The sequence below is a fragment of the Sporosarcina sp. P13 genome (assembly GCF_002743055.1).
Taxonomy (GTDB): Bacteria; Bacillota; Bacilli; order Bacillales_A; family Planococcaceae; genus Sporosarcina.
The window spans coordinates 16,883-30,098 of record NZ_PDYM01000040.1 but is presented as its reverse complement, the minus strand read 5'-3'; the positions used below and the strand labels follow the sequence as shown (position 1 = coordinate 30,098).

At 39.2% G+C, this 13,216-nt stretch carries 13 protein-coding genes and 1 pseudogene; 11 read left to right on the top strand and 3 right to left on the bottom strand.

The window, feature by feature from the left end; all coding sequences use genetic code 11:
• Positions 1 to 496: 496 nt before the first annotated feature.
• On the top strand, positions 497 to 1,060 hold the full coding sequence (locus CSV79_RS14315) for a YpjP family protein (RefSeq protein WP_099689728.1): 564 nt from the start codon (positions 497 to 499) through the stop codon (positions 1,058 to 1,060).
• Positions 1,061 to 1,210: 150 nt separating this feature from the next.
• Entirely contained in the window at positions 1,211 to 1,618 is a 408-nt protein-coding gene (locus CSV79_RS14310) for a GLUG motif-containing protein (protein ID WP_099689727.1), read from the top strand.
• A 353-nt stretch (positions 1,619 to 1,971) separates the two neighbouring features.
• Here the strand turns inward: CSV79_RS14310 and CSV79_RS14305 are convergent, their stop codons facing one another.
• Positions 1,972 to 2,169 carry a hypothetical protein gene (locus CSV79_RS14305; protein WP_099689726.1) on the bottom strand — a complete coding sequence of 66 codons (198 nt, stop codon included), beginning with the start codon at positions 2,167 to 2,169 and terminating at the stop codon, positions 1,972 to 1,974.
• Positions 2,170 to 2,530: 361 nt separating this feature from the next.
• Here CSV79_RS14305 and CSV79_RS14300 point away from each other — a divergent pair, with 361 nt between their 5' ends.
• From CSV79_RS14300 to CSV79_RS14275, 6 genes are all read left to right on the top strand, one after another.
• Positions 2,531 to 3,403: a hypothetical protein gene (locus tag CSV79_RS14300; protein ID WP_099689725.1), complete on the top strand. Its 873-nt coding sequence runs from the start codon at positions 2,531 to 2,533 to the stop codon at positions 3,401 to 3,403.
• 248 nt (positions 3,404 to 3,651) lie between these two features.
• Positions 3,652 to 4,038 carry a leucine-rich repeat domain-containing protein gene (locus tag CSV79_RS14295; protein WP_099689724.1) on the top strand — a complete coding sequence of 129 codons (387 nt, stop codon included), beginning with the start codon at positions 3,652 to 3,654 and terminating at the stop codon, positions 4,036 to 4,038.
• A 380-nt stretch (positions 4,039 to 4,418) separates the two neighbouring features.
• A complete protein-coding gene (locus CSV79_RS14290) occupies positions 4,419 to 5,099 on the top strand; it encodes a response regulator transcription factor (protein WP_099689723.1) in 681 nt (226 codons plus the stop codon).
• A gap of 94 nt (positions 5,100 to 5,193) precedes the next feature.
• Positions 5,194 to 6,111, top strand: coding sequence for an ATP-binding cassette domain-containing protein (locus tag CSV79_RS14285; RefSeq protein WP_099689722.1), 918 nt, complete (start codon positions 5,194 to 5,196; stop codon positions 6,109 to 6,111).
• Positions 6,104 to 6,853, top strand: a complete 750-nt coding sequence (locus CSV79_RS14280) for an ABC transporter permease (protein WP_099689721.1) — start codon at positions 6,104 to 6,106, stop codon at positions 6,851 to 6,853. The genes CSV79_RS14285 and CSV79_RS14280 overlap by 8 nt, the downstream gene beginning before the upstream one ends.
• Before the next feature lie 16 nt (positions 6,854 to 6,869).
• Positions 6,870 to 7,778, top strand: coding sequence for a sensor histidine kinase (locus tag CSV79_RS14275; RefSeq protein ID WP_099689720.1), 909 nt, complete (start codon positions 6,870 to 6,872; stop codon positions 7,776 to 7,778).
• A gap of 113 nt (positions 7,779 to 7,891) precedes the next feature.
• On the opposite strand, the gene CSV79_RS14270 is transcribed toward CSV79_RS14275, so the two are convergent.
• Positions 7,892 to 8,935 carry a serine hydrolase domain-containing protein gene (locus CSV79_RS14270; protein ID WP_099689719.1) on the bottom strand — a complete coding sequence of 348 codons (1,044 nt, stop codon included), beginning with the start codon at positions 8,933 to 8,935 and terminating at the stop codon, positions 7,892 to 7,894.
• A 95-nt stretch (positions 8,936 to 9,030) separates the two neighbouring features.
• Positions 9,031 to 9,243: pseudogene (locus CSV79_RS14265) on the bottom strand (IS1595 family transposase); the annotation flags it as partial.
• A gap of 269 nt (positions 9,244 to 9,512) precedes the next feature.
• On the opposite strand from CSV79_RS14265, the gene CSV79_RS14260 reads away from it, so the two are divergent.
• The 3 genes from CSV79_RS14260 (at position 9,513) to CSV79_RS17175 (ending at position 13,165) form a co-directional block, all read left to right on the top strand.
• Positions 9,513 to 9,695: a hypothetical protein gene (locus tag CSV79_RS14260; protein ID WP_099689718.1), complete on the top strand. Its 183-nt coding sequence runs from the start codon at positions 9,513 to 9,515 to the stop codon at positions 9,693 to 9,695.
• 732 nt (positions 9,696 to 10,427) lie between these two features.
• Positions 10,428 to 10,871 (top strand): hypothetical protein, encoded by a 444-nt coding sequence (locus tag CSV79_RS14250; protein ID WP_099689716.1) that lies wholly within the window; start codon positions 10,428 to 10,430, stop codon positions 10,869 to 10,871.
• 182 nt (positions 10,872 to 11,053) lie between these two features.
• Complete coding sequence (locus CSV79_RS17175; protein WP_099689715.1) at positions 11,054 to 13,165, top strand: SEC-C metal-binding domain-containing protein; 2,112 nt, start codon at positions 11,054 to 11,056, stop codon at positions 13,163 to 13,165.
• Positions 13,166 to 13,216 lie beyond the last annotated feature (51 nt).

The window sequence follows — 13,216 nt, the reverse complement described above, 5'->3', positions numbered from 1 at the left end:
AGACTCTCGGTCACTTCGGTCTTTCCGATAAGGTGCAAAGAACGCACCTTTTCATCAAGCCCTCCAGTGCCTGTCGAGTCTAGACGGCGTCTTCCGCTTTTGGTTTCATCCAGCTACAGACGCCAGACTCTCGGGACGTTTCAGACTAGCAGTAAAGGCAAAGAGCGCCTTTATTGCTAGTCTTCCAACGCCTGTCGAGTCTAAGCGGCGTCTTCCGCTTTTGGTTTTAGCCGTTAGTGACAGATAATGAGGCCAGGTATAAAGTTAGAACGAGCATAAAGATTCCTAGTAGGAAGTTAACATCCATTGTTGCGACCCCCTTTTATGTAGCGTGTTGATTACATTTGCTTAACTTGCAATCAAAGAACATTTTGTGAAAAGCATGATTGAAGTTTGATTATATTGTACAATGAATTAAAGAAAGATGAAACCTTTTGTCATGCTTTTCGTATGAGATAATAGGATGTATGGCGATTTGTTGAAGGGAGTGATGAAGATGAAGCAGTGGTTGCAGCGATTGATGATTGCGTCGGTGGCTGTGTTGACGCTTGGGGCGATTACGCCAAGTCATGAGATCTGGCATAGTTTTCACGATAAGGACGAGTCGAATGAGACGGATGCCAGAAGCGGAGGTACGCAGTATTCACTGACGTTAGATGAACCGACGCATATAGATGAACGGCAGTTAGTCGAGCATGCGAGATTGCTTGCGTATGAAAAGTTTGGGACACGCATTGGTCCGAAGATACAAAATGAATTTGATACAGAGATTTTCCCGAGAATTGAAGCGGTGATTCAGACGACTATACATAATGCTGCAGACCGCCGTCTTGCGATCACGGAACAACCTTCAGGCGATTATGCAGAAAAGATTTTCCACGTCTATGATAAAACGGCTGAGCAAGACTTAATCCGTTTCCATGTGCGTACGGAAAAGCGCCCAATCGATGGCTATTTCTATAATTTCCATTACCATACCGCGGAAGATGGCTTTGTTGCGCATCATACGGTTGGGGATATTTATTGGTCTAAAAATACGCCACCGAAATGGCTTTCATAAAATGATTGAAACACTCGTAGTGATGGCGAGTGTTTTTTCTTTTGTGTTGGGGGGGAATTTAGAGTCAACTTGATATTCTTTGTTAGGTAGAATAATAAAGGGTTTCTCCCTCTTTTGTCGAATAGCGGAGGATTAGGAAGGGGGATTAATATGAATAAAGATCAAAACAATATTTCTAGTATAGGGGGGTTAGTCGGGAAGTTAAATGGCGGAAAAATAGTAAATTGTAGTGTAGAAGGGACAATTAACATTAACGGTTCTGCTACTAATGTCGGTAGTTTAGTAGGGAGTATGGACGGGGGTGAAATTGAGAACTCAACCGCTAATATGAAAATTACTATACTAGAAGATAGTGTTTTTAGTGAATTAAAGATAGTTCTAGAACAAATTAATAAGGTTAGCGAAAGGCAAGATTTAATTCGATTAGTAGATGATATGGAGAATTCTGTAGGAAAACCTAGCTTTAAAGAAAAGTATATAGCTTTTGTATCAAATGCTTCGGCCCATAGTACACTGTTATCGCCTTTTTTCTCTAAATTAATAGAATACATTTCGTGAATAAAATGGAAAAGGAATGTTGTTGACAGCACAATTAAAAGGTACCCCAGAGAGAAACAAACGTAAATGTTTAAACAATCATGAAATTTTTATGCAATTTTTAAAAGAGAGTACCAGGTCCCTGAACGATTCAGAATATTTTCGGGACCTGGTACTTAAATAACTCTGCTGAAATGAGTTTCAAGATCTACCGCTGATAGATCACCGTGTGCGATGAAGCGCGGTAAAAGCTAGATCGAAAGCCGAGAGTATGAGACGGGAATGGCATTTTGTCGGCAACAATTCGTTAGGGATCTTCAACAAAAGCACCTACAGAGTAAGGTGTATTTTTATGCAAAGAGCCATCCACTGCCCTAGTGATATTCTTTAGATTTCTTAAGAGACTCTTCAAAATGAAGTACAATATCGTTAAAAGAGAACTCGTTATCTTCAATGGTGTAGACAATGATGTTTGCATCACTATCGTACCTCTTATTGAAAACTGGCTTTACATGGACATTCTGGATCAAAGCTTTCGCAAGTTCAATGGCCAATCTTTTATTTCCATCCAAACCTACACACCTCCTAGATGAGTATATTTGGGTGAATTAGAGAATATGAAAAACGTCCCGCCATTAAAGAATTACGTGCACTGCAACCTGATGAATCGACAAACATGACTATGTGATCAGGCAAAAAATCCACAGCTCGAATTGACGAATTTGCACAGACCAATAATCAATGAACTTAAGATGACGTCACAGAATAAAGAATAGATCGAGAAGAATCTCGATTTCATCCCTTCTTTTATTAATTATCTCAATTTGAAAATAGGTGCAAGGTTCAAAGATTTTAAGTAAATTATCTCTAAAAGTAGTAGAGATTAGATATTTGTAGAAGATTATGATGTATTATATCCATGAGGTGATTTTAATGGATAAAAAAGTATTGGGGACTATTTTTACGACAGCACTAGTTCTTTTTACGTTGCCGGCGATTTTAAGTATTGTCATGACGATAGACATCTTCGGCAAGGCGCTTGGTTCTGCGGATGGTTGGTTGAGTTATTGGGGTGGGTACCTGGGAGCGATTGTGGGATTGGCAGCTATAGCAGTGACAACGCAATTCCAAATTAATTCTCAATACAAACTACATAAAGAACAATTGGCAGCGCAAGATAGATCAATGATAAAAACGCACGAGTCGCAAAAAAGTATTCAAATGTATTCCATTGAAGAATCGTCAAGAATGAATGATAAAAAAGAAAGAGATCGTATTTATACGAATTTCTTGATGGATAAAAATGAAGCGCTTATCGAGATTTTGATAGAGTTAAACTTTTTAAATACAGAACATTTTAACTTGTTGAGAGATTATGTTGACTATGAATCAATAAGAATTGGGGAATTCAAGAACAATTTTTTATCAGAAGCGATTGATCCAAAGGTAATGAATGATCAAGAAGCAAAAAATAAAATGCAGGAACTTGATATGAAGATAGAAGATATCAAGGAAAAGGAAACGGAAATAAGAATGAAAATCTCAGGTGCCTCCGCCAAACTGAAATCAAAAAGTATGTATTTTAGCAACTTGGAACTTGAAATTAATAATTACAGGCGAGAAATTTCTGCAGTCCTAGAAGAATTTCATAATCACATCAAGAAAAAGGATATTGATTTAAAGAACTTTAGGGAAAAGATTGAAAATAAGTCGACAGAGCTACACGATTCGACAAATGGGGCACTAAATCTTTGTCAAAGAAATTTATCGAGAATTGTTAATACGTTAATAAGTAGTCCGTACTAACAACTGCTGTTTCATTTAAATAGTCGTGTGCCAAATATTTAATGTGTCTATTAATTCTAAAATTCCACCCCAAGGTTACTTTCTAGAATCAAAAGTAAAAAACTTATTATATAATCAACGCAGGGAAATAAGTTTCAAGATCTACCGCTGATGGATCGCCGTGTGCGATGAAAGTCGCTTGCACGGTGAAGGTTCGATCGAAAGCCTAGATGAATTAGGTATAAGACGGGAATAGCGAAAAGGTAACAGTGGATGGGCTTATATTTAATCAACTAACAGTAATAATTATAGGCTATGAGGATACTGCCACTAAGGCTGTCGTTTTTCCTGAAAAAATAAATGGGGTGAGTGTCAAACATATAGGCAATCATACATTTTATGAAAAAGGTCTAACTTCAATAGTAATACCTGATGGGGTTAAAAGTATCGATGTGTCAGCATTTGCGGGGTACCCATTTTATTTAGGTGAAGATGGAGAGTTTCATTTAAAAGCAGATGTTACCCTAAATGAGCTAGGTTCAGTAGTAATACCTGATAGTATTGAAAGTATAGGTGAAGCAGTATTCGCGAATAGCTGTCTAAATTCAATAACTTTGTCAAGCAATATTTCGAGCATAGGTATTGGGTGTTTATAGATAATGACCTAACATCAATAGTAATACCTAATGGTGTTGAAAGCATAGGTGAGTGGGCATTCGTTGAAAATAAATTATCTTAAGTAGTACTACTTGCAAGTGTTACAAAAATAGAAGAAAATGCTTTTTTTAGTAATGGACCAATCGGAAATAGTTATGACCTATCCGTAAATACAGGTGAATCATATGAAGAAACTTGGGAAGTGAATGGATTTAAATGGATTAAGAATTAAGTTTTTAAAAAGTGCCAGGTCCCTGAACAATTGAAATGGCTTTCATAAAATGATTAAAACACTCGTTGTGATGGCGAGTGTTTTTTCTTTTGCACAGGATTAGGTATACTCAATGAAATACAACACATGTAAAGATAGGTGATTATGATGAATGAAGGCAAAAGAATTTTAATTATTGAAGACGATCAAGAAATTAGTAAGCTACTAAGCGTCATGTTAACAACGACAGGTGCAGATACGGTGTTAGCTTATTCGGGAACGGAAGGACTGCTACAGTTGCAAGCTACTAGTTTCGACTTAATTTTATTGGATTTAATGCTACCGGGAAAAAGTGGGGAGGAATTGATAGAAGAGATTCGGGAAGGAAGTTCAATTCCGATCATTGTCATTTCAGCTAAAGTGGATATTGAAAATAAAGTGAACGTATTGAAGATGGGTGCGGATGATTATATAACGAAGCCGTTTAATCAGCAAGAGGTGTTGGCGAGAGTAGAAGTTCAATTGCGAAAGTCGAATGTTCATCCGCTGCCGACAACGAAGCTCGTATGGCGAAAGTTGACGATGCATACGGAAAAACTGACTGTGTCTTTAGATGAACAAGAACTGCAGTTGACCAATGCGGAATTTGATATTCTGTCTTTATTGATGCGTAATCCAGAGCGAGCGTTTTCTAAAAAGGACATCTACGAAAGCATTTGGAAAGGAACGTACTATGGGGATGACAATACGATAAGTGTTCATATTTCGAATCTCCGCAAGAAGATTGCTGAACGTACTGCTGACGAATATATTCAAACGATTTGGGGGATTGGATTCAAGCTCGTGTAATTCCTTATGATTTCTTTATGGTTTGCTTAAAGGATATTAAAGAGATCTGCGCTAAACTATACGTATCAAGAAGTTTAGAAAAGGAGTCGATGACATGGAGAGTATTATTCAAGTGTATCAACTAACGAAAAAGTTTAAAGACACGACGATTATTAAGCCCCTTGATTTTTCATTACGAAAAGGCGAAATTTGTGCCTTGATTGGCCCGAATGGATCAGGGAAATCGACGCTCTTTAAAATGCTTGCAGGCCAATTACATCCAACTGCGGGTGACATTCATTTGTTTGGGAAAACTGGAGGGGACATAGCGCAAGTAAGGAGTCGGATGGGCTTCTTAGTGGAAACGCCTGCCTTCTACCCGGACTTTACTGCCTCACAAAATCTAGAGTATTTCCGAATTCAGCGTGGCGTCGTTGAAAAGAAGCGTGTAGATGAAGTCTTGGAGATTGTGAACCTTGCAAAGGAAAATAAAAAACGGTTTAAAGACTATTCTATGGGAATGAAACAGCGATTAGGGATAGCTCTATGTTTGCTAAACAGTCCTGATTGTTTAGTGCTGGATGAGCCGATCAATGGGCTGGATGCGGATGGAATTCGGGAGATACGTAATTTATTGGTAAGACTGAATCGAGAAAAACAAATCACGATATGTATTTCCAGTCATATTTTAACCGAGTTACAATTGCTGGCGACACGTTTTGTCTTTATTAAGAACGGTGTCATTGTCGAGGATGTAAGTAAAGATACACTACAACAGAAAAGCCAGAAACAGCTTCAGCTGACGGTCGATGATCCAGCCAAAACCGCACGCTTATTGGAACAGACCTATGCAGATATCCAATTCAAAGTACTTCCTAATCAAGTAATAACGATTCACAATCATGTCGAGTGCAGCGCAGACATCAATCGTCTGTTACTGGAGAATGGAGTGTCCGTAAGTGAGTTCCGAATAGAGTCACGGAATCTGGAAGGATATTACTTGGAATTGGTTGGGGGGGATCGTCATGAGTAATTATTTGAAAAGTGAACAATACCGCATGATGCGTAAAAAGTCTCTGCATATAACCAGTCTCGTTTGTTTATTGCTCCTGGTAGTCGTAGCCGCTGTGCTGTACTATTCTCAAAAATCTGATCCGAATTTTCCTTATGCTACGAGTAGATTTTACTATACGAATATCATCGGTGGCGGTGGGTTTATTGTTATTGTAGGCTTTCTTTATAATTTCAGTCTCACAGGCAAGGATAAGGACGTGTTAAAAAATGTAGTTTCTTTTGGGGTATCCAGGAATGCCATCTTCTGGTCCAAACTGATCTTGACGTTACGTTATTTCTTGCTACTTAGTGTCATCGGTATAGGTCTGATGATTGGGTTGGGAGAGACGCTGTTGACTGGCGATAGTCAGTCGGTCAAAGACTTTTTGATTGCACTAGTTAACATGTTACCGATTATACTCAGTGCATTCTTTACGATCCATTCGCTGAATATGTTGAAGGTCGGTGAAATTTATAGTTTGATTGTCATGCTGCTAGTCTTTGTGTTTTCGGGTGACTTGTTGCGGATTTTATTGCGACAGGTTACGAGTTTACAAGATGTATATAAATATGCACCAGATGCTTTATTGAACGATAACTTACTACATTTCATGAATGATACCGTCACATTCGGTTACCAATACTGGATTACGGGCGTACTGCTATCTGTTATAGTTTTATTAATTGGAGTCACAAAGTTCGCGAAGCAAACGATTGATTGAGAAAGGATGAATGAATGTGAGCAGCTGGTTGATTATCATCGTACTGATTTCACTACTACTCGTTAGCGTTGGAATGTTCCTAGTACTTCATTGGGATATTAAACAGATGACGAAACAATTAGAGGAAATCATTGAGAACTTCGGGACAAACGAAGTAGTTCGCACCCATACCCATAATAAGAACCTGGCCCGATTTGCTGCGAAAATCAACCAGCTCATTCATTTATTTAAGCAAGATCAGCAGCAAAATTACACGAGAGAAATGAATCTAAAGCAAGAAATTACCAATATCTCACATGATTTGCGAACCCCCTTAACGTCTATTAAAGGGTTTTCGGAATTGTTGTCTAATCCATCATTGTCTGAAGCGGAGAAAAGTGAGTATCTTGCGGTCGTTCAAAAGAAAATCGATAATCTGACCAATGTGGTGGATTTGTTCTATGAACTCTCACAACTGGATTCATTGGACAAAAAAATGGTCATGGAGAAGAACTTTCTGGATCAACTAGTCGTAGAAGTGATGCTGACGTTTTATGGTGAGTTCGAGAAGAAGCAATTGCAAGTGCAGATCGATGAACATGCAGTTTCACCTATTCTGGCAGATAAGAAAGCGACAGATCGGATTGTAGCTAATATCATTCAAAATGCGCTAGCCTATAGCAAAAGCTATGTAACGATTGGTTTACTAGAGGACCAAGAGTATATTCGATTACGGGTCGCAAATGACGTGGAGACGTTTAATCTTGCAGAAGTTCAACGGATTTTTGATAGAACATTCAGGATGGATACTAGTCGTACCGGTGAGCAAGTTGGATTAGGCTTACATATTGTTCAGCAGCTTGTTGAAAAACAAGGGGGAAATGTAGTCGCTGATGTGGCGGGGGATGAATTTACACTGGAAGTTTCGTTTAGGAAGTGGGAGTAGGGTATAAAATTACCCTTTGAAAAAAGTACCTGTGTAAGAAACTAACGTGAATGTTTACGTATTCATAAAAGCTTGGTGCACAGGTACCCCTCAATGTATACTTGTAAAAATCCTTACGATCTTACAGACATAGCGAGTCGCATCGCCAAACGTACAGGAAGTGCAGGCTGTGCCATTTGGTTGACATCTCCGACAAAAAACAAATCCGATTCAGGATAATAAAACGCAAATGAACCTGTTGAGCCTGAATGACCTAATAATTCACCTTTTCCCATAAATAGTGTCACAAGACCCCCCAACGAAATTTTCATATATCCGGCACCGTATTGAATGGGGAACATGGAAGCTTGCAACTTGTTATTGATTTCTAATTCATGAAAAACAGTTTTATTACACAACCTTCCTCCCAAAAAAGCCTTAATAAATATCATTAATTCACGAGCCGTAGAAATACAACCGCCACTGGCAGGAATACTTCTAACCGTTTTCGGAAGATAAAAGGAGGTGTCCTTATAATAAACATTAGGAACATAATCACCTTCATTTATCGGAAGGTATGTATTTTTGAGTCCTAAAGGGTCGAAGATGAATTGCTTATAAACATCTTCCAATGTTGAATCAGTAACTATTTCAATTATTTTTCCTAGGATATCAAAGTTTATATTTGCGTAATGGGCTCTTTTTCCAATACCTGGTGCAAAGTGTGGTTTCAATTGTTTCGTTTTCATGATGGTTTCATCAATACAAATTTGCCTATCCTTGTATATAGCGCGTTTTTTGGCCTTATTACTGCCTTCCTCTATAGCATCCGGTAATCCACTTGTATGAAATAATAAATGAGAGAGTGTAAGATCCATAGAATACTCTTGCCCCTTGTATATATGAAGGCTACGCAACGTCTCTTCGTCAAAGTATTTTGCTATTTTGTCGTCTAGTGAAAGTTTCCCTTGCTCTCTCAACATAAGAATACACGTGCTTGTGAACAGCTTGGTAATGCTTGCCATTAGGATGGGGGTATCTATCGTCTTTCCACCGTACCCAAGATGATAGGAAAAATCCCCGCTAAAGTTTTCTATAAGAAGCACAGATTCATATACTTGTTTGTTTTTCGTAATTTTTTCGAAGACTTTCTTGAATTTTTGTTTTTGAGTCTCCATATATACCTCCCTATCTTTTTTTGTTACAATAAAGTTTTGACCGATGGAATGATTCTATTATTTGATCCTTTAGTTTAATATCATTGATACGTTCTTCATGACCGATACGTTTCATTAATTGACAATAAGCAGCTTTCTACTATCATTTTGCTTATAGAGCCATTCTCACTTTTATGCTTGACGATATTTAGGATTTGAAATCAACTCAAATAATGGGCGAGGTATTTTGTCGCCACGTCATGAAATCGTTGTATCTAGCCTATTAACCGACTGTGGTAGATAATCACATTTTGAATATGGTAAATGCCCATTAAAAACGTGACTGTTTAAGTATTCATAAAAGCTTGGTGTACAGGTGCCCCTAAATTTATATGCAATAAGTGAAAATCATTGCCGGGTACCAGTTTCCAACATAATTCCGAATTCCTTAAAAGCCCTGTACCTATTACAATTGCCTTACTTAACCACTTCAAATCACAACAAGGCAATTACTCAATTTCGAGTAATCGCCTCTCCTTTTAAAATCTTTATACATTTACCAGAAAAAATTACATCTTCTGCGGTTAGATCTTCTACATTGACATCCGAACCAATCTCTAAAAATAAAGTCGCGGTCACAGCGATTCTTATTATCGCGATGATTGAAGTCACGGTCACAGCGATTCCTATTATCGCGATGATTAAAGTCACGGTCAAATTGATTCTTATTATCGCGATGATTAAAGTCACGGTCAAATTGATTTCTATTATCGCGATCTGATCTTACTTCCCGGCATTTACAACCACACTCTACTCGATTTCCCCTTCTATTATTATCAAAACACATATCTCCTAACCTCCTTTCAACTTTGTATGCCGGCCGGCCTTACTCTTATTATATGAAAAGGTACATGAGGCGATTGGACAAACACTCTAGTTCGAATAAAAAAAGTGATCCTTCTACAAAATAGCCTTGTAAAGAATTGATAGCGGTGCAACTTGCAGTGATAGGGCGGTAGTCTTGCCTAGGTGATGAGGGGAAAAATACACAGCTGGACCTGGCGAATTTGCATAGGCCAATAACCAAAGAACTTAAGATAACTACAAAGAATAAAGAATATGTCGAGAAGAATCTCGACGTTATCGTAATTGTTATTGATTATTTCAAACAAAAAGTACTAATAGTAAACAATTACAGGACATCTGCCATTACCATAGATATGGGAGGGGGCAATAGCGCGGTTAAGGGAAGTGTTGGCGCGGTTGCGGGGTGTAATAGCGCGGTTAAGGGAAGTGTTGGCGCGGCCGCGGGGTGTAATAGCGCGGTTATGTGAAGTGTTGGCGCGGTTACGAGGTGTAATAGCGCGGTTAAGGGAAGTATTGGCGCGGTTGTGAGGTGTAATTGCTCGGTTACGTGAGCTGTTGGCGCGGTTACGAGGTGTAATAGCGCGGTCATATGATCTGTTCGAACGATCGATTTCTACAATGGATCGTAAAAGGGGGGGCACTTTTTATGAATGTAGCGATGGTACTTCTACTTGCTGAAGAGATTGGAGAATTATTGGGATGGGTGGCAGTTGCATTAGCAGCGGTTCCTCTTGCGCTTTACCCTGCAAAAAAGCTGCTGCCTGCTGTCATGCGAAGTAGAAAAGATCTAAAGAAAGTATCCAGATCCCTTCTCACAAGCTTGAAAAAATTACATATGCCGATTGGGATTGCAATTTTCTTCGTAGTTGCAGGGCACGGTGCGTTATTGTTCTGGACGGCTGGTGAGTTTGGTATGGTTGAATGGATAGGTACGGTTGCGCTTCTTGTGGCGGTGATTGGCGGTTTCGTCGGTTCATCATACGCGAAAAAGAGAAAAGTGAAATCTTTGCGAGCTATTCATTTAGGATTATTAGCGATAGCGATCATGATTTCTTGTGTTCATATTTTATTGGCATGGTTTTTGGAATGATTCCTATGATTTACAATGAAGCGAACTAAGAACTATAAAATGTCCATACATGACGCTCCAAAAACACACGACCGTAATGGCTTTCGTACGCAGCCGTTTCGGAGTGTGTTTTTTGTGCCGAAATCGTCAAACGTCTTTGGTATACTAGCTATAGAATAGTACTTGAAGAGAGGAGATGAACGATGACTACTGGAAGAAATGACCGTTGCCTGTGTGGTAGTGGGAAGAAGTACAAGAAATGTTGTGGAAATACCGAGGTGCTAAACGCTGAAGTATTTCGAGAGAAGTTTTTACATAATTATTTTATCGTGTATGACAGTGAACAACCGAGAGAGGATCGACCAAGCTTTCATCTTTGCAGTCCGGTGTTGGAAGATGTAGCTGAGGCGCTTTGGTATTGTTTACATCTTCCTAGACATACATTTGACTTGATTCAGTCACCAGATGTGTTGAATTCAGTAGGTGACGGAATTCAACAGCATCAGATTTTTTTGATTTCTGATCAGATGAATGCTGAAAACAAACGTTTATTGGAACGTTTTCCCCCAACTTTATACATAACCGAAAACTCTTGCTATGAGTCTACGATTCATTTAGACGCTGCGATGCCTTCTATGTTAGGGGTACTGACCATTCAAGAGTTATCGTCTAGATCACTTTCTGCTCATTGGTACGCTATTCAGGAAGAAACGAGGAAGCTTGTAAAAACCTATGGAATCAATAAAGAATTTCTAAAAATTCATCCGATCTTGCATCAAGGGAAGGCTCGCTCAGCGCTTCCGAATATTTTCTTAGGCGCGCAGTATGGTGAGATAGACACTTTGCTATCCATACTGGAGACAGAAGAATATTCACCAATAGCAAGAGTACTGGCACAAAAAAAGACATTGATGGTTGCAGATCTATATCATCAACTGGGCAATCAAGTGAATGAACTGGATGCTAAATCGGTGCAGGATACGATACGTAAAAACTATAGATTCATGCCATCTTCATTAGTTATGACACTTCCGGGCGGTCCGAAATCTCGAAAAAGTTATCAAACGACGTATACTGATCCAAACATTCGTCCTGAAGAAAAAGTCTTAATCGAGTTTTTCGGTGTACAACGAGCCATCTCACTCGGTGGTGTTTGGTTGGAAGGCGATGTGTTGTCTCCAGAAGTATTCCACGCGCTTGCCGAATTAGAACAGCATATTTTCGCAACGAAACCGAATAGTCGATACATAAACAGAATGCAAAGGAAGTTTGGAAAAGAACTTGCTGCTTGTTTTGGTCAAGTGGACTTAGGTGAATTTATTCGTGCCTCATCCAAGCTAATCGCTTTTACAGACTTTCCGGTAGGCTTGGCGATTCTCCCAGGGTATACCGATCCGTTATGCAATATGATCCCCATCACTTACCGTCCATTGACGCCAGTAACGTCGACGTTTAGGTATGGACTGCCTCAAGTAGATGAATACTACATCGGACGTGGCAGAGGATGTAAGGTAATGGTCATTGAATGCCTTGCGAAGACGGATAAAATACGAGCGTTATCTGATCTAGCTTGGGCGGTTGTGAGACAACAGCATAAGGAGAATAACCACATTTCTATCTTTTATGAAGTGGCGGAATCGATAGAGGATCTCGAGGCATTTATCACAAGTCGAACAGACATAGATATGTTAGTCATTTCTGCGCACGGTACGTATAGTGATGAAGGAGTCGCGGGATTGTCTGTAGGAGATAGCATATGGATACCAAACCGCGCGTTACGTGTACCGCCTATTGTGATTTTAAGTGCGTGCCATGTGGCGGCGAAAGGCAAAGGGAATTATACGATTAATGATGCATTTTTAGATGCCGGCGCGCTGGCAGTGTTAGGGACACTCATACCAGTAGATGTCAGGGAGAATGCGTTGTTGATTCAACGGTTTCTTTACTATATATCTGAAGTAATCGAGGGTAAGCATAGTTGCTATGACTTAACCGATGCATGGATGCGTGTAATCAATGCGAATATCTTCTCTGAAATTGTGACTTCGACAAAGAAGTTAACGACGTGGAGTGTAACGAAAAACGTACACAATAAAACACCAGTTGAAGAGTATGCGGAAAAAGTGAAGAAACTACCGCCAGATGTTGGACATTGCCATCGACAAACGATGGATATCGTCTTGGAAATTGCAGAACAAGACGGGTTGAAGGAAAATGTGCAAGCTGTTTTGCAAAGCAAAGGCTATGTATCGGAATCTGCTTTTTATATTTGGAGCGGCTATCCAGAAAAAATTCATTTGCAGGCAAAATGGTAGTTTGAATTCCTAGCGATTAATAGGATTTTTCAGCTATACTGTATGAAGTGA

Coding starts and splice junctions, on each gene's coding strand:
- CSV79_RS14315 (WP_099689728.1), top strand. CDS start 497: ATGAAGCAGTGGTTGCAGCGATTGATGATTGCGTCGGTGGCTGTGTTG.
- CSV79_RS14310 (WP_099689727.1), top strand. CDS start 1,211: ATGAATAAAGATCAAAACAATATTTCTAGTATAGGGGGGTTAGTCGGG.
- CSV79_RS14300 (WP_099689725.1), top strand. CDS start 2,531: ATGGATAAAAAAGTATTGGGGACTATTTTTACGACAGCACTAGTTCTT.
- CSV79_RS14290 (WP_099689723.1), top strand. CDS start 4,419: ATGAATGAAGGCAAAAGAATTTTAATTATTGAAGACGATCAAGAAATT.
- CSV79_RS14285 (WP_099689722.1), top strand. CDS start 5,194: ATGGAGAGTATTATTCAAGTGTATCAACTAACGAAAAAGTTTAAAGAC.
- CSV79_RS14280 (WP_099689721.1), top strand. CDS start 6,104: ATGAGTAATTATTTGAAAAGTGAACAATACCGCATGATGCGTAAAAAG.
- CSV79_RS14270 (WP_099689719.1), bottom strand. CDS start 8,935: ATGGAGACTCAAAAACAAAAATTCAAGAAAGTCTTCGAAAAAATTACG.
- CSV79_RS14250 (WP_099689716.1), top strand. CDS start 10,428: ATGAATGTAGCGATGGTACTTCTACTTGCTGAAGAGATTGGAGAATTA.
- CSV79_RS17175 (WP_099689715.1), top strand. CDS start 11,054: ATGACTACTGGAAGAAATGACCGTTGCCTGTGTGGTAGTGGGAAGAAG.